At 39.8% G+C, this 18,398-nt stretch carries 17 protein-coding genes; 5 read left to right on the top strand and 12 right to left on the bottom strand.

The features are described from left to right. The first annotated feature begins 191 nt into the window (after positions 1–191). The gene (locus AKG34_RS22430) at positions 192–467 is read left to right on the top strand and encodes a DUF485 domain-containing protein (protein ID WP_377375636.1); all 276 of its coding nucleotides are present in this window, start codon (positions 192–194) and stop codon (positions 465–467) included. A 13-nt stretch (positions 468–480) separates the two neighbouring features. Further along, the gene (locus tag AKG34_RS22425; RefSeq protein ID WP_053348364.1) at positions 481–2,019 is read left to right on the top strand and encodes a solute symporter family protein; all 1,539 of its coding nucleotides are present in this window, start codon (positions 481–483) and stop codon (positions 2,017–2,019) included. Between the two features lie 226 nt (positions 2,020–2,245). Here AKG34_RS22425 and AKG34_RS22420 read toward each other — a convergent pair whose 3' ends face one another. The 3 genes from AKG34_RS22420 to AKG34_RS22410 all read right to left on the bottom strand — a co-directional run bounded on the left by AKG34_RS22420 (position 2,246) and on the right by AKG34_RS22410 (position 4,698). Beyond that, complete coding sequence (locus tag AKG34_RS22420; RefSeq protein ID WP_053348363.1) at positions 2,246–2,692, bottom strand: threonine/serine exporter family protein; 447 nt, start codon at positions 2,690–2,692, stop codon at positions 2,246–2,248. Between the two features lie 19 nt (positions 2,693–2,711). Beyond that, the gene (locus tag AKG34_RS22415; protein WP_053348362.1) at positions 2,712–3,467 is read right to left on the bottom strand and encodes a threonine/serine exporter family protein; all 756 of its coding nucleotides are present in this window, start codon (positions 3,465–3,467) and stop codon (positions 2,712–2,714) included. A gap of 424 nt (positions 3,468–3,891) precedes the next feature. After that, the gene (locus tag AKG34_RS22410; protein WP_053348361.1) at positions 3,892–4,698 is read right to left on the bottom strand and encodes an alpha/beta fold hydrolase; all 807 of its coding nucleotides are present in this window, start codon (positions 4,696–4,698) and stop codon (positions 3,892–3,894) included. Between the two features lie 169 nt (positions 4,699–4,867). On the opposite strand from AKG34_RS22410, the gene AKG34_RS22405 reads away from it, so the two are divergent. Both AKG34_RS22405 and AKG34_RS22400 read left to right on the top strand, forming a co-directional pair. Further along, the gene (locus AKG34_RS22405) at positions 4,868–6,136 is read left to right on the top strand and encodes a dicarboxylate/amino acid:cation symporter (RefSeq protein ID WP_053348360.1); all 1,269 of its coding nucleotides are present in this window, start codon (positions 4,868–4,870) and stop codon (positions 6,134–6,136) included. 138 nt (positions 6,137–6,274) lie between these two features. Further along, positions 6,275–6,955: a lysoplasmalogenase gene (locus AKG34_RS22400; RefSeq protein ID WP_053348359.1), complete on the top strand. Its 681-nt coding sequence runs from the start codon at positions 6,275–6,277 to the stop codon at positions 6,953–6,955. Between the two features lie 78 nt (positions 6,956–7,033). Here AKG34_RS22400 and AKG34_RS22395 read toward each other — a convergent pair whose 3' ends face one another. The 3 genes from AKG34_RS22395 to AKG34_RS22385 form a co-directional block, all read right to left on the bottom strand. Next, the gene (locus tag AKG34_RS22395; protein WP_053348358.1) at positions 7,034–8,233 is read right to left on the bottom strand and encodes a class I SAM-dependent rRNA methyltransferase; all 1,200 of its coding nucleotides are present in this window, start codon (positions 8,231–8,233) and stop codon (positions 7,034–7,036) included. A 110-nt stretch (positions 8,234–8,343) separates the two neighbouring features. Beyond that, entirely contained in the window at positions 8,344–9,336 is a 993-nt protein-coding gene (locus AKG34_RS22390) for a PTS sugar transporter subunit IIC (RefSeq protein ID WP_053348846.1), read from the bottom strand. Between the two features lie 611 nt (positions 9,337–9,947). Continuing rightward, the gene (locus AKG34_RS22385) at positions 9,948–10,850 is read right to left on the bottom strand and encodes a glutamate biosynthesis transcriptional regulator GltC (RefSeq protein WP_053348357.1); all 903 of its coding nucleotides are present in this window, start codon (positions 10,848–10,850) and stop codon (positions 9,948–9,950) included. Between the two features lie 161 nt (positions 10,851–11,011). Here AKG34_RS22385 and gdhA point away from each other — a divergent pair, with 161 nt between their 5' ends. Beyond that, positions 11,012–12,394 carry an NADP-specific glutamate dehydrogenase gene (gdhA, locus tag AKG34_RS22380; RefSeq protein ID WP_053348356.1) on the top strand — a complete coding sequence of 461 codons (1,383 nt, stop codon included), beginning with the start codon at positions 11,012–11,014 and terminating at the stop codon, positions 12,392–12,394. 350 nt (positions 12,395–12,744) lie between these two features. On the opposite strand, the gene rbsB is transcribed toward gdhA, so the two are convergent. The 6 genes from rbsB to AKG34_RS22350 are packed head-to-tail and all read right to left on the bottom strand — an operon-like array spanning position 12,745 to position 18,383. Next, positions 12,745–13,665, bottom strand: a complete 921-nt coding sequence (gene rbsB / locus AKG34_RS22375) for a ribose ABC transporter substrate-binding protein RbsB (RefSeq protein WP_053348355.1) — start codon at positions 13,663–13,665, stop codon at positions 12,745–12,747. Between the two features lie 15 nt (positions 13,666–13,680). Beyond that, positions 13,681–14,625, bottom strand: coding sequence for an ABC transporter permease (locus AKG34_RS22370; protein ID WP_053348354.1), 945 nt, complete (start codon positions 14,623–14,625; stop codon positions 13,681–13,683). A gap of 1 nt (position 14,626) precedes the next feature. Then, positions 14,627–16,108, bottom strand: coding sequence for a sugar ABC transporter ATP-binding protein (locus AKG34_RS22365; RefSeq protein ID WP_053348353.1), 1,482 nt, complete (start codon positions 16,106–16,108; stop codon positions 14,627–14,629). An 18-nt stretch (positions 16,109–16,126) separates the two neighbouring features. Then, the gene (rbsD, locus tag AKG34_RS22360) at positions 16,127–16,519 is read right to left on the bottom strand and encodes a D-ribose pyranase (protein WP_053348352.1); all 393 of its coding nucleotides are present in this window, start codon (positions 16,517–16,519) and stop codon (positions 16,127–16,129) included. Further along, on the bottom strand, positions 16,516–17,400 hold the full coding sequence (gene rbsK / locus AKG34_RS22355) for a ribokinase (RefSeq protein ID WP_053348351.1): 885 nt from the start codon (positions 17,398–17,400) through the stop codon (positions 16,516–16,518). Before rbsK ends, rbsD begins: the two co-directional genes overlap by 4 nt. Continuing rightward, the gene (locus tag AKG34_RS22350) at positions 17,397–18,383 is read right to left on the bottom strand and encodes a LacI family DNA-binding transcriptional regulator (RefSeq protein WP_053348350.1); all 987 of its coding nucleotides are present in this window, start codon (positions 18,381–18,383) and stop codon (positions 17,397–17,399) included. The genes rbsK and AKG34_RS22350 overlap by 4 nt, the downstream gene beginning before the upstream one ends. Positions 18,384–18,398: the final 15 nt, after the last annotated feature.

The raw sequence follows: 18,398 nt of genomic DNA, 5'->3' as shown, positions 1-18,398 counted from the left end.
ACGTCGGACGAAAAAATATTTATTTGAAAATTTTAAATTTACAATATATTCTAATAAATATATACTAAAACTGTTATCAGATACATTGAGTAATGAAAACCAAATTCATATTCAAAGGGGGAACCACATTGGCATTGAACGATTCAGGAGCAAAAGAATCTCAAGTAAGCGCCTCCACGGATTACACCCAGATTGTCCAATCACCATCATTTCAAGAACTCCTAAGAAAAAAACGCAATTTCATCGTCCCACTTTCCATTTTTTTCATGGTCTTTTATTTCACCTTACCTATCTTAACTTCCTATTCTAAAGTTCTTAACTCTTATGCCTTTGGAGCAATCAGCTGGGCTTGGATCTTTGCCTTTGCGCAATTTATCATGACATGGACCCTATGCATTCTCTACTCCAAGAAGGCTGCGACTTTTGACCAATTAGTTGAAAAAATCGTGAAAGAAGCGAAAGGGTAAAGGTGAATATACAATGAATACACTTGCTTTTATTTTATTTTTAATCATTGTTGGTTTAACATTAGTCATTACCTACTTTGCTTCACGTCGCACTAAAACAACGGCTGACTTTTATACGGCAGACAGCAGCCTTACTGGATGGCAAAATGGCTGGGCTATTGCCGGTGATTATATGTCCGCCGCTTCATTTTTGGGAATCGCTGGAATGGTTGCGCTCGCTGGATTTGATGGTTTTTTCTACAGCATCGGTTTCCTAGTCGCTTACCTGGTCGTTCTTTATATCGTGGCCGAGCCGCTTCGTAACCTTGGTAAGTACACACTTGCAGACATGATTGCTGCACGTTTTAATGAAAAGAAGGTGCGTGGTGTCGCTGCCCTGAATACCATTTCCATTTCAACCTTTTATATGATTGCACAGCTTGTCGGTGCAGGTGCCCTTATAAAGCTATTGCTTGGAATCGATTATCTATACTCCGTTATCATTGTAGGTATTTTAATGACCGTCTACGTCGTCTTTGGAGGTATGACTGCTACCAGTTGGGTACAAATCGTAAAAGCTGTTTTATTGATGGCTGGGACATTCATTATCTCGGTTATTGTACTGGCGAAATTCGACTTTAGCGTGATGGAAATGTTCAGGCAGATGAAAACAGCAACTCCTCTAGCCGGGGATTTCCTCAATCCTGGTAACAAATTTAAGGATCCATTGGATACCTTATCACTCAATTTAGCACTTGTACTCGGTACAGCTGGATTACCTCATATCCTGATTCGTTTCTTTACGGTAAAAGACGCTATCACCGCTAGAAAGTCCGTTGTATATGCAACTTGGATCATTGGAATATTTTATATCATGACCATTTTCCTTGGCTTTGGAGCAGCAGCTTTCGTTGGATACGACAAAATCATTGCCTCGAATGCGGCTGGAAATATGGCCGCTCCATTGCTTGCCGAAGCTATTGGTGGTGACTTCTTATTCGCATTTGTGTCAGCTGTTGCTTTCGCTACTATTTTAGCGGTTGTCGCAGGTCTCGTTCTATCCGCAGCCTCTGCATTTGCCCATGACTTTTATGGCCATATTATTCGTAAAGGTCAAGCCACTGATAAAGAACAAGTGGTTGCTGCTCGTTGGGCATCGATCGGAGTATCCATTCTCTCCATCATCCTTGCTTTATTTGCTCAAAACATGAATGTAGCCTTCCTTGTGTCACTTGCCTTTGCCGTCGCTGCCAGCGCCAATCTACCAATTATTATCTTCACGGTATTTTGGAAACGTTTTAACACAGCTGGAGCTGTCACAGGTATGCTCGTAGGGCTGATTAGTTCTTTATTACTTGTGTTTCTAAGCCCTAATGTCTGGTCTCCAGTAGAGAACGCGGCTATATTTGTTGGGGAACCACTATTCCCACTAGCTAACCCTGGCATCGTCTCCATCCCAATTGGTTTTATCGCTGCAATCGCTGGAACACTGTTATCCAGCAAAAAAGCTGATGCCAAAAAATATGACGAAATCGTGGTAACAGCTAACACGGGAATAAAAGATTCTATTTAAGGTTTTTTGACCTATTAAAATTTTATAGTGTAATTATGAGAAGTATAATCCTTTTATCTTCCCAATCAATATAAAAGGAGAGGCAGCTATTCCTAACTGCCTCTCCTTTTTCTGCATCTCAATTATAAAATTATGTTCTCTACCTGTTTCTCGAAGATTGAAAACCCTCAGGTTTAATTCTTAAAGCAATAAAAAAGAGGGATAAAGATATATCTCTTCTTTCCCTCTAGTTTCTCATTCTCAATTTCCTTCTATTATATTTAGTTATCAACTGATTTATAACTTCTGCAAAGATCAGTCCCAACGCAATCGCCCCTGCCAGCATGAATGCCTTGGTAGCCAACTGAACAGCTATATTAAAGTCGTTTTCTACAAAATGCTTCATTGCGTCATAAGACAAACCCCCTGGTACGAGCGGGATGATTCCTGAGACATTAAAAATCGTGATTGGTGTTTTATACCTTTTAGCAAAATACTGACTGATTACTGCTACGATAAATGCAGCAGCTAGCGTTGCAATTATGCTATTTATCTCATTTTCGACCAAAAAAAAGTATAAAGCCCACCCTAACATCCCTACACAACCACATTGAAACAATGAATTTTTCGGTACATTAAAAATGACTCCAAAGGCGGCTGAGGCAATGAAACTTGTAATAAGCTGTGCAAACATCCTTCTTCCTCCCCTAAAATCATAAAAGAACAAATGCGACCGATATTCCTGTTCCAATGGCTAAAGCAGTTAAACCTGCATCTGCCCCCTTGGACAGACTGGAAACTAAATGCCCTGCAATTAAATCCCTGACCGCATTCGTAATTAAAAGTCCTGGCACTAGCGGCATCACCGCTCCAATAATTATAGTGTCCAAGTTACTACCCACACCGATTTGGACAAACAACATTGCTACTAATCCCACTACTAGTGAGGCTATAAATTCAGCAAAAAAGCGAACCTCCAATAACCAATGCAAGTAAAGCAGACAAGAAAATCCAAGTCCTCCGGCTATACAAGACCAGATAAAATCACTCCATTGCCCTTGAAACATGATTAAAAAACAACCGCTCGCAATAAAGGCAGCGAAAACCTGAACCCACAAGGGATATCCCATACCTGCCTTTTCAATTTGTTTTAATCGGGAAAAAGCTTCCTGTGGCGTCATTTCCTTACTAGAAATGCTTCGAGATATACTGTTAACAAGCGTTACCTTGTGTAAATCCGTGGAACGCTGGGAAACTCGAATTAATTTTGAGGCTGGGTGCATACCATCCAGAGAAAAAATAATCCCTGTTGGCGTTGAAAAGCTGTGTGAATCCTCGCATCCAAATGCAGCCGCAATTCTGACCATCGTATCTTCTACCCGAGAGGTTTCTCCTCCGTTTTGAAGCATTATTTTCCCCGCAAGCAAACATACATCTATAATTTCATTGTAATGTAACTGATCATTCATTATATCCTCTCCATCACTTTTAACGTACGAGCTTATATCGGGTAACAAACTTACCAGTTTAAATCCATCTCATAATAGCCCAATTTTCATGAAAAGGATATAAAAATATTTCCTCATTTAATTAATTATTTCCACCTATGTCGTTCTGACTGTCTTAGTTCCAGTATTCCCTTTATTCAATGCTAAAACCGCTTAGGTAATTGAATGATTCGTTAGTTCTTAATTGTTCACTAGGAGAGGTATAGATCAGCAACACTTTTTCTACAATAAAAAAGGAATGCGGCACAAAACCTGCATCCCTCTTTATTGTTAGTTATTGCTGACTCTTTTATATTTTGTTAATTTCACCGAGTTTGAATGTACCAGTGCCATGCACTACAATATTGGTACGTTGCACTGGAATTTAAGACGCCAGCATCTACCTCTATAATACTTTTTGAATAAACGCATCTACTGTTTTATTAAACAAACCACTTTCTTCTATAAAAGGGCAATGACAACTATCTTCAAAAATAACAAGTTCAGAATTCGGAATGTTCTTCTCCAAATGTACTCCTGCCGCAACAGGAATGACCTTTTCATGCCTTCCAAAGCAGAGAAGTGTAGGAACGGTAATTTCAGGCAGGAAATCACGATAGTCAACAATTGATTGATCAAATAGGATGGCACTGGCAATGGATGCCGGCATTTTCGTTACTTCCTCAAGCATCCAGTTTACATCCCCTGCAGATAATTCATCTTTAAACATAGATGTAAGAAAGCCTTGTAAAAAGAGGGAACGATTCGTTTGAATCTCAGTCATGAAGGTAATCAATGTGTCGATATCAAAAGCCCCAATATCAAAATCGGGCCATTTAAAATCTGATGCCAATTCATCCACAATTACAATTGAATGGACATTATCCTCGCCGAATTGCTTGAGATAATCCCATACGACGAAAGCCCCCATAGACCAGCCTACTAGTATGACATCCTTTAATCCTTGTTTATCAATGAACGCATGAAGATCTTTTGCATAAACAGAGACCGTATTTCCGTTATGAACGTGGGTTGACTGACCATGGCTTCTTAAATCAAGTAAGATAGTTCTGTACTTCTCTGAAAAGTACGGAAGCTGTCTTGTAAAGAACCGACTACTCATCCACACTCCATGGATAAAAATAATCGGCCTCCCTTGACCCTTTTCTTCATAATATAACTGGACGTCCTTTTCAACCTCAATAAATGCCATCGTATCCCTCCTCCACAACATTTTCACAAAAAATTCCTTCTTAATTATTTATTGCGTTTCATCTTTTAACATTCCTTCCTATAAAAAAATATTGTCAAACTTCATTCTAGAGCTGATAATGAAGTTTAATATTTATTGACACCTTCATCCTGAAAGGACGGAATTTTTCATGAAGAGCTTTTTTAAAAACTATCGATCCTCTTTAGTATTACTCTCTGCAATTATTATTGGTGGGATAGCGGGCGTCGTTTTCGGTGAGAAAACCTCAGTCATACAGCCTCTAGGGGACTTATTTCTAAATCTAATGTTCACAATCATCGTTCCATTGGTATTTTTCAGCATTTCTTCTGCAATTGCTAATATGAGCGGGATGAAGCGTCTCGGGAAAATCATGGGCAGTATTGTTGTCGTTTTTCTGACTACAGCCGCTTTAGCTGCCGTAATTGGTTTTATTGGGACAACTATTATTAATCCTTTGGAAGGCACTGATACGACAGCTATTAAAGAACTGATGGAAAGCAGTTCCTCTGAAGAAACCATTGAAGAAGTTTCTTTCCTTAGTCAACTGGTTAATACTGTAACCGTGTCCGATTTTCCAGAACTGTTTTCTAGAAGCAATATGCTTCAACTTATCGTTTTCTCTGTATTAATTGGATTATCCACCGCACTGGTCGGCGAGAAAGCGAAACCGATTACTGAGTTTTTAACAGCGGGTACAGCTGTTATGATGAAGATCGTAAAAATTGTTATGTACTATGCACCAATCGGACTTGGCGCTTATTTTGCGGCTATTATCGGCCAGCTAGGACCACAGATTTTAGAAGGCTATGCACGTGCCTTCATTCTTTATCTAGTTTTAGCTTTAATTTATTACTTCGGCTTTTTCACCCTATATGCCTTTATCGCCGGTGGGAAAGAGGGAGTTAAACTATTTTGGAAAAATGCCTTCACACCATCTATTACAGCCATTGCTACCTGTTCAAGTGCCGCGTGCATTCCGGTCAATTTGGAAGCCGTCAGAAAAATGGGTGTGCCAAAGGACATCGCAGAGACGGTCATCCCGCTTGGAGCTAACACTCACAAAGATGGTTCTGTATTTGGCGGGGTGTTAAAAATTGTTTTCCTATTCAGCTTATTTGGCAAAGATATGACAAGCATCTCCAGCATTTTAAGTATACTGGCTGTTGCCTTTTTGGTCGGCGCTGTTATGGGGGCCATTCCTGGAGGCGGTATGATAGGAGAAATGTTGATTCTAAGTGTATTCGGCTTTCCTGTTGAAGTTCTGCCGATTATTGCTGTTATCTCCACGATTATCGATGCACCTGCTACACTACTTAACTCAACAGGAAACACCGTTTGCACAATGCTTGTCACACGACTGGTCGAGGGGAAAAACTGGTTAAAACAGGCATTTGTTAAGGAAGATTCTGTGGTGTGATTATCTGATATCGAACTGACTCCAAGACAATCTGGAGTCAGTTTTTTTACTATTTTCAAAAATTGTCTTTCTAGTAGTTTTTTAATCGGCAAGGAGTTCTGTATCCTTACATAGAATTAAAGAATGAGGAGGGATTTAATGTTAAAATGGTTGCCTGCTGTAATCCTTTTCATGGGACTGCTATATATTTTCTTTATACCTGAAGAGCCTTTAGTAATAAAAATTCTTTTCAAGATTATTCCTATGTTATTGATTTTGCTTTATGCCTACACGAAAAATGAGGGAAAACGGACTCGATATCAATTCTTAATTCTTCTCGGTTTACTCTTTTGCATGCTTGGAGACGGCTTGTTGATCTGGTTTGTCATTGGTCTTTCCGCCTTCTTAATCGGTCATCTTTTCTATATTGCCGCATTCCTCAACACATGGAGCTTTTCATGGATCCGATTTGCAAGCATTCTTCCCATTGCTGGTTATTCCACTTGGATAGGCCGTGAAATTGTACTTTCTTTGATTGAAAAAGGTGAAGACAGCCTAATCATTCCTGTCATTTGCTATGTTACGGTAATTTCTCTCATGGGATGGGCGGCATTTATGACCGGAAATGTAGCCGCCATTATTGGGGGGCTGCTGTTCGTCATTTCTGACTCCATTTTATCCTGGAACAAATTTGTTGAAGATATTACCTTTTCTGGCCCACTGATTATGTTAACCTACTATACAGCTCAGTTTTTCATCGCTAACAGCATCAGTTCGAAACCTGCTTTCCTTTCATCGAGCAACCGGAAAAATGGGCGAGCTATCGCCAGCAAATTCTGAGCTAAGCCGTTCCACATGAAACAATTCCCCACAAATAAAAGGCATTCACAGTTCTAATTAAACTGTGAATGCCTTTTTTCATCCATTAATTTTCTTAATGAAAACTACTTTTAAATAGTTACCTTCCTTATAATCCGAACTTGTTTTAAAATCTGCCGGCAATGAAAACTCTTCCATAAGTTCATATTTACCATCCATTTCTCTAAAGGCTGCCTCAATAAAGCTTTTAAATTTCTTCATGTCAAACGTACTGCAGTTGGTTGACGCTATAATGACCCCATTGTTTTCTGTTATGGAAATAGCATCCTTCAATAGATTCGTATAGTCTTTTCCGGCACTGAAGGTGAATTTCTTTGACTTGGCAAAGCTGGGTGGATCAAGAATGACCATATCAAATTTCAGAGCCTTCTTAACTGCATATTTAAAATATTTAAATACGTCCATCACGACGATATTCTGCGTTTCAGGATCTATCTCATTCACACTGAACTGTTCAATCGTTTTCGGTAAACTGCGATTCGCCAGGTCCACACTAGTCGTTTTAGCGGAACCGCCTAAAGCAGCAAATACAGAAAATGCTCCAGTGTAAGAGAACATATTCAGCACGGTTTTTCCTTTTGCATATTTATCTCGAATCGTCCTTCTAACCTCACGCTGATCAAGGAAGACACCGACCATGGCCCCATCATTCAAATAAACAGCGAAACGGACCCCATTCTCCTTGACAAGAAGCGGAAATTCCGGCTGCTCCCCCATAACAAAATCGTCTTCATCTACATATTGACCCTTTGTATCAAAGCGTTTCTTCTGATAAATGGACTTGACCTCGACCGTATTCTGCAGGGCCTTAATGATATAGTCTTTAAACGAATATATCCCTTTGCTGTACCAGCTAATGACGTAGTGACCATCGTAATGATCGATAATTAAGCCGCCAATCCCATCTCCTTCTCCATTGAACAAGCGGAAAGCAGTAGTTTCTGTATCTTCAAAAAATGGCTTTCGGTAATCATACGCTGTTCTGATTTTTTCATTGAAAAATGATTGATCAATTTTATCATTCTCCTTTTGAGTCAATACCCAGCCATAGCCTTTATTCTGTTTCCCATAATACCCCTTTGCTAAAAACCGATTGTTCTCGTCAACCAAACGCACTAAAGATCCCTCATCTTGAAGGTCATTGAGATTGCCAATCGACTCTTTCGCAATCAAGGGAAAGCCTTTGGCGATTTTATTTACAAACTTAGCTTTCACTTTTATATCTATTTCTTTTCCCATATATATCATCCTATCTATGCAATTGCTTTCCTCCCCATTTTACCCTAATCCCTTTATAAATAAAAACCAGCCTGGTTCCTTCTCCAGGCTGGTTTCCTAAAAATCTTTGATTATGATACTTCTAAATGAAGATCTCCTGGTTTTACTTTACCCATCATCTTCAATACTCGATGTAAGGCGAGGGTGATTACAGCTGGCAAGACCATGCCCACCGCCACATAAACCAGGAACGTGTATAACCCTTGCCCTGTAATGATAGCAATCGGGGCAATCAATGAACTTAAGCCCATTCCTCCAAGCTCATACGGTACTTGGAAATCGAATGCCAACGTAGCGATTGGAGCACAAATGATTGCCGCTACAAATGGCGGGACGACATATAATGGTTTTTTGATTAAGTTAGGAAATTGAACTTTCGGCGTAACAACCATCTGTGCAAGGAACCCACCCATATCATTATCTTTATAAGACATGACAGTGAACCCAACAAATTGAACGGTACATCCGATTAAAGCTGCTGCACTAGAAACAGGATCTAACTGTAGGGCTATCGCTAGAGCAGCGGAAGAAGCTGGTGTCATCAATAATATACTCCATACTAATGCAATGACCATGGAACCAATTAATGGAGAACCTTCGACCTGCGCTGTAATTTGACTGCTTAACCATGTCAGGAAAGGTGTCGTAACAAGCGCTAGGCCATATCCAGAAACCCCACCGACAAGTACTGCAGCCAATGGAATGGCCATAATATCCAACTTCGTTTTACCAATTAGACGCTTACCTACATATGTTGCGATTAATGCTGCCAAAACGGCACTTAGTGGCTGACCCGTAACAATCGTAAAGACACCCTCAGCAGTTCTGTTAATGGCAGCGCCACCTACTGCACTTGAAGCCATGGCACTAAAAATAATTAATGAATTTCCTCCTAGCTGATAGGCGATACCTGCTCCTAAAGCTGGGGCTAGTAAGACCTTTGCGGCCCCACCTATTGCCAGGAGGACCTCCCAATCTAAATATCCCCCTATGGATTCAAACAATAACCCGATCCCCAGCGTAACCAAAACTGCATTAGCTATCCCTGTTGATGCCTTGTACATTCGATCGTTGATGTATTCTTTCCTGCTCACTTAATTTCCACTCCTTATTAATTATCAGAATATTCAATTTAATAAATAAAAAAAAATCCCTGTTATTTGGAAGGGTACACCACTTGTTTTTACTTAAGCGTCTTGTTATAAAGTTCACAAGCAAGGCTCAAACAATTCCACATAATCAATCCCACTAGCATAATAAGAGAATAATAATTATGAAGTAGTTCATTTGAATTACTACTCATCTAATTCTCCGCCTCCGATAATGTCTGTTCGTATAATAACATGAATTTTCTGATAATGTAAGCAGTATTTTTATTCTAGTAAAATAAAAACGCTTACAAAAATGGAGTATATATTACTTTTATATACAATTAAATCTAATATTGTATTATTTTAAAATAAATTAATCCTTTTATTATTAAAAACTCTAAAGTATCTGCTTTTCAACCTGAATAGTCAGTACATTATTTCGATATAGGTTTCCAGTATTTACATCTCTTTTAATAAAGAAAGAGAACCCAATTAAATTGGATTCTCTTCTAGGATATGGTTTAAATGTAGATCTTTCATAAAGCTATTTAAAATTCCCATACGCCTAGCTTTTAACTTTTCTTCTATTGAAAACCTTCCAAAGTTGCAAAGGTGTCTCTCAGGAATTGATAAAATAGTTTCTCTGTTGGCATTAACTCCCTTTCAGTTGGAATAATAACACCTACAGCCCTAGTTACGGATGGTTCATCCAACGGCAGTCTAACTGTAAAACGAGGCAAGCTGTCAATCAGAGAGATTTCTGGTATTAAGGTTACGCCAAGTCCTGCTGCCACTAGACCTTTTATAGCATCAGTATCTTTTCCTTCAAATGCAACTTCTGGCTCGAAACCGTGCAGTTTACACGCCTTCATAACAATATCACGTAAAACATACCCCTTAGGATATACGATGAACGGATTTCCTTGAAGTTCATTTAAGCTTAATGACTTCTTCAAGGCCAAAGGATGGCTTTCTGACAAAAGAGCAACTAAGTTCTCAATAAATAGAGTTTCTCCGTGAATTTTCTTTTCGTTCATCGGTAGAGGTCCAATTAAGGCCATATTAATATTTCCTTTTATAACAGAATCGATCAGGTAGCGATATGAACCTTGTTTCAAGGTGAACTTCGCTTCCGGGTAAATCTCTCTGAAATCAGAAATAACCTTTGGCAATATATAGGAAGCTAAACTACTTGGAAAGCCAATACGAATTGTTCCTTTTTCCGGATTTAAGCTCTCAGCCAGCTCACGCTTTGAACGATCAATGATATCCATAGCTTGTTCCATATTCGCTAGAAATGTATGTCCTATAGGCGTCAGCTTAATCTTCCGGCCTTCGCGGATAAATAAAGGCACACCTAATTCTTCTTCTAAGTTATAAATTTGACGGCTAACTGCAGACTGGGCAACATGCAAAGCCACTGCTGCTTCCGTCATATGTTCCCGCTTTGCCACTTCAATGAAATATTCGATTTGTCTTAATTCCAATGTAAGCTCCTTCTTTCATATCAAAACAGCATGTTATTTATCTAATATTCAGATTGTTTCTTTCAAATTTAAATTATATCATGAAATTATCACATAAAAACCTATATATATATTCAAATATATTTTCATGACTTTATTACCAAAAAAGGGGAGAAAAATTAATGTCAACGACACATGAAGTTGAGCAAGAGGAATTACAAGTTGCCAAAGAGTTTGTAAGTCAAGTATACGCACAGGTAAAGGAGCGTAATCCTCACGAAAGTGAATTCCATCAAGCCGTAAAAGAAATATTTCTTTCATTAGTACCAGTATTTTCAAAACACCCTATTTATATGAATAGTGGGATTTTAGAAAGACTCGTTGAGCCAGAAAGAATGATTACCTTCCGTGTCTCTTGGGTTGATGACCTAGGAAATGTACAAGTCAACCGTGGTTTCCGCGTGCAATTCAACAGTGCTATTGGGCCATTTAAAGGCGGTCTACGTTTTCACCCGACAGTAAACTCAAGTATTATCAAGTTCCTTGGTTTCGAGCAAATCTTTAAAAATTCTCTTACAGGACAGCCAATTGGCGGAGGAAAAGGCGGATCTGACTTCGATCCAAAAGGAAAATCAGACGCTGAAATCATGCGTTTTTGCCAAAGCTTCATGTCAGAACTGGCTCGCTATATCGGTCCGGATACAGACGTACCGGCTGGGGATATCGGAGTAGGGGCTAGAGAAATCGGTTATCTATTCGGTCAGTATAAAAAGATTCAAGGAAGCTACCATGCGGGTGTTTTAACTGGTAAAGGCATAAGTTACGGCGGAAGCTTAGCCCGTACAGAAGCGACTGGATACGGGACGGTTTACTTTGTCGAAGAAATGCTAAAAGACAAAGGATTACAGTTCCATGGTAGCACAGTTGTTATTTCAGGATCAGGTAATGTATCCATTTATGCCATTGAAAAAGCTACACAGCTGGGCGCTAAAGTTGTTGCATGCAGCGACTCTAATGGCTATATATATGACAAAAATGGTCTGAACCTAGATACAGTTAAACGTTTAAAAGAAGTAGAAAGAAAACGTTTGAGTGAGTATGTCGATGCTCATCCCGAAGCTGAATACAATGAAGGAAGCTACGGAATTTGGTCTGTACCATGCGATATCGCCCTTCCTTGTGCAACACAAAATGAAATTGATGAAGAAGCAGCAAAATTGCTTGTTAAAAACAACGTGAAAGCAATCGGAGAAGGTGCTAACATGCCATCAACTCTTGAGGCTATTGACGTATTCCTTAATAATGGCATCCTTTTCGGACCAGCCAAAGCCGCTAACGCAGGTGGTGTTGCCGTTTCTGCACTTGAAATGGCCCAAAACAGTGCTAGAATGCCTTGGACATTTGAAGAAGTCGATACAAAACTACACGGTATCATGAAAAACATTTATAAAAACAGTGTAGAAGCAGCCGAAGCATACGGTGAACCTGGTAACTTAGTTGTCGGAGCCAACATTGCTGGATTCCTAAAAGTAGCAGATGCTATGCTGACTCAAGGCATACTCTAATAATAAGTTAAATTTCAGGAGGCGGTCCCAACATGGGCCGCCTTATTTTTTGTACAAGAGTAATTACATCTTCTGCAGGTAATCGTTCATTTCAATCCGTGCTGAATAACCTTAAAATCCTCTTTCCACTACTTAAGTCCCTAAACGTAAAAAGTTCACATCCTAATAGTAGTGAACGTTAAATTATAACCGTTCAATATATTCACCTGTAGCATGATTTAAGAGGTTACAACTGATTAATATGAACTTTGTATGGTTAGCCGCCACATTAGCATCAAACTAACTTGGTTGTTGAATCATTGATCTACAAAAAGAGTGCCGGAAAAATTCCGACACTCTCACTAAAACTGTTATTCTTTAGTAACTAATTTCAATGGAACAGATATGGTTTCGTCTACCTTTTCACCTTTTAAGACTTTTTCGGAGGCATTAACCGCTTCTTTACCGATAAGAGCCGGTTGCTGAGCGATCGTCGCTTTTAGCTCACCGTTTTCAACAGCCTTTAAAGCATCATCGTTTCCATCAAAGCCAACAACAATGATGTCTTTACCAGCTGCTTTGATTGCTTCAATAGCTCCTAGAGCCATTTCGTCATTATGAGCGAATACCCCTTGAATGTCCTTTTTACCTTGTAGGATATTTTCCATAACGTTAAGACCTTTTGTACGGTCAAATTCTGCCGTTTGACTTGTCAGCACTTCTAATTGCTTGTCAGCAATATTGTGGAACCCTTTCCCACGTTCCCGAGTTGCAGATGCACCTGAAACCCCTTCTAGCTCCACTACTTTTGCGTTTTCGCCAAGCTCTTTAACTAGGTATTCTGCAGCTAATTCTCCACCAGCCACGTTATCGGAAGCGATGAATGTTTCGATATCCCCTTCTTCAGAAGAACGATCAATTGTAATAACAGGAATACCCGCTTCGTTTGCTGATTGAACAGCTGAAGAAATTGCGCTTGAGTCTGTTGGATTAACAAGAAGGATATCTACTTTTTGAAGAATTAAATCTTCAATCCCACTAATTTGTTTAGCTGTATCGTCCTGTGCATCAACAACTGTAACTTTCATGCCCTTTTCTTTTGCTTCTTTTTCAATACCATCTTTTAAAGAAACGAAGAATGGATTGTTTAACGTTGAAATACTGACTCCGACTTTCACGTCTTCCATAGAGTCTTTGGTTTCTTTTTTATCATCTTTTTGACCCGAATCCATTGAACAGGCAGCTAACACCATTAAAGAAAGAATCATGAACAACGATACTATTTTTTTCATTGATTACACCTCAACTTATGATTTTTTACGGTCAAGTAAAACCGCAACTAATATAACTGCACCTTTTACCACTTGTTGGTAAAAAGAAGATACACCTAGTAAATTCATACCATTATTCAAAGTACCGATAATCAGAACACCGACTAGTGTACCGAACAACCTGCCTTTACCGCCTGAAAGGCTTGTTCCGCCAAGCACTACCGCAGCAATGGCATCCATTTCATAGGATTGACCAGCTGTTGGTTGTGCCGAATTCAAACGGGATGTTAAAATGGCACCAGCAATCGCTGCCATAGTACCTGCCAGCCCGTAAATGGCTACTTTTACTCGATCTACTTTAATCCCAGATATACGGGAAGCCTTTTCATTTCCACCAATTGCATACGTTTTACGGCCAAATGATGTTTTATGAAGTAGGAACCATAGAATAAAGAAAGCAATAATCATCACAACCGCTGGAACCGGCAGCCCAAGGAAGTATCCTCTCCCAAGCATTTGGAACAGTTCTGAATCACCAATTCCTGTAATTGGCTTTCCATCTGTATAGACGAGCGTTAATCCACGGAAAATTGTCATCGTAGCCAGCGTCACAATGAAAGGTGCCATTTTCCCTTTTGAAACAAGAATTCCATTAATTACACCCATTAGTGTACCCAGTAGAACTCCTACTAATATTGCTAAAATTGGATCTAATCCTGAGACCATCATTCCAGCCATAAGTGCGCTGGATAGAGCCAGTATGGAACCAACGGACAAATCTATTCCACCTGTTAAAATGATAAAGGTCATCCCAAATGCAATAAGCGCATTAATAGAGGTTTGACGCAATAAATTCAAAATATTATTTGGTTCCATGAATGATGGATTTAAAACAGTTATTACGATAAATAATAAAATCAAGGCGAGTAACGGACCAAATTTCTGCCAAATCCCGCTTTTCCCTGTAGCCTCAAGTTTCATCCTAGTTCCCTCCTGTCGCCAATGCCATAATTTTTTCTTGTGTTACTTCCTGCTTTTTCAGTTCCCCGGCAATTTTACCTTCATGAACAACAAGGATTCGATCACTCATCCCAACGATTTCAGGGAGCTCTGACGAAACCATAATAATGGCGATACCGCGCTCTGTTAATTCATTCATCAATTCATAAATTTCACGTTTAGCTCCAACATCAATTCCCCTGGTCGGCTCATCCATAATCAATACTTTAGGCGAAGTGCCAATCCATTTGGCAATAACCACCTTTTGCTGATTCCCACCGGATAAATTACCGATGATCGTTTCTGTAGAGGATGTTTTCACGTGAAGTCGCTTGATCATCATCTCTGCAAATTTTTTCTCATCTTCCGTTTTTACGAGTCCACTAGGAGCAAAGCTTTTTAAATTCGGCAGGCCGATATTTTCCCGTACTGAAAAGTCCAGGATCAAGCCCTCTTCTTTACGGTTTTCCGTGATGAAAGCTAAACCGTAGCGAACTGCATCCGTTGGTTTTCGTATGGAAACTTTCTTACCTTCAACAGTAATCTCACCGCTGTCTATTTGATCAACCCCGAAAAGGGCACGCATTATTTCTGTTCTACCGGCTCCCATTAATCCGGCCACGCCCACAATCTCACCTTTTCGGACAGCGAAATGGATATCTTCAAAAAGCCCCTTTTTAGTTAGTCCTTTTACATCAAGGACTACTTCACCTAGATGGGCTTCACGATGAGGGAAACGATCCTCTAGCTCCCGGCCAACCATCTTTTGAACAACTTCATCGAAAGTTGTATCTTTAATTCTTTTCGTATCGACAGTTTTTCCATCACGCATCACGGTGATTCTGTCGCAAATGGCAAAGATTTCTTCCATTCGGTGAGAGATGTAAACAAGAGACACGCCTTTTTTGGTAAGGCCCTTCATCACTTCAAAGAGCTTCTCGATTTCTCTATCAGTTAAGGCCGCGGTTGGTTCATCCATGATGATGACTTCGGCATCCGTCATAAGCGCTTTAGCAATTTCAATCATCTGCTGTTCTCCAACGGAACAAAGCCCTGCTTCCTTATCAAAAGGAAGGGAAATATTAAGCATTTTAAAGATCTCATTTGCCCGCGCTTTCATTTGTTTATTTCTTAGGACACCGAAGGCATTTACCATTTCCCTGCCGATAAATAAATTCTCTAACACCGTCATTTCCGGCCAAATATTCAATTCCTGACGGATAAAGGCCATTCCCGCTTCTTCCGCTTCCTTTGAATCCTTAAATGAGGTTTCTTTACCATTAATTTCAATAGTCCCTTGATCATGCTTATGCAGCCCGGTCAAAATGTTCATCAAGGTCGATTTTCCGGCTCCATTTTCTCCCATAAGTGCGTGGACTTCTCCAGCCTCTAAAGAAAACTGAACGCCTTCCAATACCTTGTTTTGACCAAATGCTTTATAAATATTTTTCATTTCAATTTGCATGCTCTTCACCTCTTTTATTTAAAAAAATACTCCAGACTGCAAAATGCAGTTTGAATACGGCGTCGTTTCTCCTGTACGGATTACTGCCTTTGCTTTACTTGTCAGCCTTTTAAAATCCTCATGGGAAACATATTCAATCGCATTTCCGAATTGCTGTTCCATATATTGATGCTGCTTTGAATTCTTCTCCTTCACCTCAGTGGCGGCAATCACTTTTTCGACTACCATATCTTCATGAACGGCACGAACAACATCTTGAAATGAAGGCGTTCCAGGTATTAAGGCTAGATCTATTTTAAGCACTCCTGAAGGTACCGGGAGGCCGCAATCACCTATGACAATATAATCCGTATGCCCAAGGTCAACAAGAACTTTGGCTATTGAACTATTGATGATTCCATGACGTTTCATTCTTCAAAGCTCCTTTCGACTTCTTCCCTTGTCGGCATACCTCCTTGAGCTCCTAACTTCGTAACAGAAATAGAGGCAGCCCGGTTTGCGAATAACAGACAGTCGTCAAAACTTTTTCCTTCTGCAACAGCAACCGCGAGTGCAGCATTAAATGTATCCCCTGCACCTGTTGTATCGACTGCTTCAACCACAAAGCTTGGGACAACCTTCTCTTCATGCCCGTCAAAATAACGGACGCCATTTTTACCTTCTGTAATAAATAATTTATTTGGATACTCTGTTAAAACTTCCGTCCGGTCTCTTCCACCGAATAGTATTTCGAATTCATGTTCATTCGGTGTAATGAATGATGACTGTTGAATAACAGCCTCGCTTATCTTACGTGCAGGTGCTGGGTTTAAAAGTAATCTCTTTTGGAGTTTTTCACATAATTCAGCAAGGTATAAAACAGTTTCCTCTGGTATCTCCTGCTGAACCATGACGATATCTGATTCCTCGATGATTTTTTTCGCTTTTTGTACATATTCAGGAGTGATGGAATCATTTGCTCCTTTAACGACAATAATGCTGTTATCACCTTCTGAAAGGGTAATGTGAGCTGTACCTGACATAGCACCTGTAACCGGTTCCACATACTTCGTGTTTACCTGATTTTTTTTCAGGTTTTCTAAGATGATCTCTCCATAAAAATCATCTCCTACACATCCAATCATTGTTACTTCCGCACCAAGACGAGCTGCGGCCACGGCCTGATTGGCCCCTTTTCCTCCAGGAACTGTTATAAAAGAATCTCCTAGAACTGTTTCCCCTGCTATAGGACGCTTAGCTGATGTTACCACTAAGTCCATTGAAGAACTTCCTACTACTGCAATTTTTATCATGGCTTCTCCGCCTTCCTTCTCGTTGTTTGTCTTTCCACAAAAGAAACTGGAAGCTTTTTGTGCGTTTCTTCTATCTTTTCCTGATTGATCTTTTTAATTAACAGTTTTGCTGCTTGTGCCCCCATCTCATAGGCGGGCTGGCGAATTGTCGATAGCGGAGGATGTAATAACGCTGTGAATGCGATATCATCGTAACCTATCAATTGAATATCTTCAGGGATTCTTATTCCCCTTTTCAAGATTTCTTGTAGGGCGGCTGCTGCAACAATATCATTACAGGCAATGATTCCATCTGTCTCCGGATACTGCTCAAACAACTGTCTCGCACAAATTTGTCCACCTTGAAGGGTAAGAGATGAATCCATGACTTGGACATTCACTTCCGCTTGCTCCAATTCTTCCAATGCTGCAATGTACCGTTCATAAACAGGCTTTATTTCGACTGGTCCCCTGATAAGGACGATGTTTGTGCTACCTCGATCGAGCAATACACGAGCTGCCAATTTACCGCCTGTTTTTTGATCCGAATAGACGGCTGGTAACTCCTCTGCTGTACGATCAAGAAGGACAACAGGAATTTCTAGATTATCAAAATTTTCATTTGTCTCTTCACTTGTTGATGCAATCATGCCCACTACATTATTCTGTAGAAAGGTGTCAATATATTCTATTTCCTTATCTCGCTTTTCATCGCTATTCCCAAATATTAATCGATATCCAAATTTCTGCAGATAGTCCTCAACGCCCCTTGCCATTTCTGGAAAGAAGGGATTAGTAATGTCAGGTAAAATCAAGCCAATCAATTTAGATTTACGTTTATAGAGGGATCTTGCCACTTCATTCGGTTTATAATTTAACTTTTCAACAGCTGCCATGACCACTTTCTTTGTGTCTTCATGTGCATATCCGCTGCCATTCATCACTCTTGAAACCGTTGCCACGGAAACTCCCGCTTCCTTTGCAACATCCCGAATAGTTGCCAATATATCCACCTCAAT

The sequence above is a fragment of the Peribacillus butanolivorans genome (assembly GCF_001273755.1).
In the GTDB taxonomy this organism is placed as follows: Bacteria; Bacillota; Bacilli; order Bacillales; family DSM-1321; genus Peribacillus; species Peribacillus butanolivorans.
Note: the sequence above shows the minus strand (reverse complement) of the source record. Positions and strands in the feature narration are given on the sequence as shown.

What these genes read in the sequence shown, in the direction of transcription:
- AKG34_RS22425 (WP_053348364.1), top strand. Translation starts at nt 481, where the DNA reads ATGAATACACTTGCTTTTATTTTATTTTTAATCATTGTTGGTTTAACA.
- AKG34_RS22420 (WP_053348363.1), bottom strand. Translation starts at nt 2,692, where the DNA reads ATGTTTGCACAGCTTATTACAAGTTTCATTGCCTCAGCCGCCTTTGGA.
- AKG34_RS22415 (WP_053348362.1), bottom strand. Translation starts at nt 3,467, where the DNA reads ATGAATGATCAGTTACATTACAATGAAATTATAGATGTATGTTTGCTT.
- AKG34_RS22410 (WP_053348361.1), bottom strand. Translation starts at nt 4,698, where the DNA reads ATGGCATTTATTGAGGTTGAAAAGGACGTCCAGTTATATTATGAAGAA.
- AKG34_RS22405 (WP_053348360.1), top strand. Translation starts at nt 4,868, where the DNA reads ATGAAGAGCTTTTTTAAAAACTATCGATCCTCTTTAGTATTACTCTCT.
- AKG34_RS22400 (WP_053348359.1), top strand. Translation starts at nt 6,275, where the DNA reads ATGTTAAAATGGTTGCCTGCTGTAATCCTTTTCATGGGACTGCTATAT.
- AKG34_RS22395 (WP_053348358.1), bottom strand. Translation starts at nt 8,233, where the DNA reads ATGGGAAAAGAAATAGATATAAAAGTGAAAGCTAAGTTTGTAAATAAA.
- AKG34_RS22390 (WP_053348846.1), bottom strand. Translation starts at nt 9,336, where the DNA reads ATGTACAAGGCATCAACAGGGATAGCTAATGCAGTTTTGGTTACGCTG.
- gdhA (WP_053348356.1), top strand. Translation starts at nt 11,012, where the DNA reads ATGTCAACGACACATGAAGTTGAGCAAGAGGAATTACAAGTTGCCAAA.
- rbsB (WP_053348355.1), bottom strand. Translation starts at nt 13,665, where the DNA reads ATGAAAAAAATAGTATCGTTGTTCATGATTCTTTCTTTAATGGTGTTA.
- AKG34_RS22370 (WP_053348354.1), bottom strand. Translation starts at nt 14,625, where the DNA reads ATGAAACTTGAGGCTACAGGGAAAAGCGGGATTTGGCAGAAATTTGGT.
- AKG34_RS22365 (WP_053348353.1), bottom strand. Translation starts at nt 16,108, where the DNA reads ATGCAAATTGAAATGAAAAATATTTATAAAGCATTTGGTCAAAACAAG.
- rbsD (WP_053348352.1), bottom strand. Translation starts at nt 16,519, where the DNA reads ATGAAACGTCATGGAATCATCAATAGTTCAATAGCCAAAGTTCTTGTT.
- rbsK (WP_053348351.1), bottom strand. Translation starts at nt 17,400, where the DNA reads ATGATAAAAATTGCAGTAGTAGGAAGTTCTTCAATGGACTTAGTGGTA.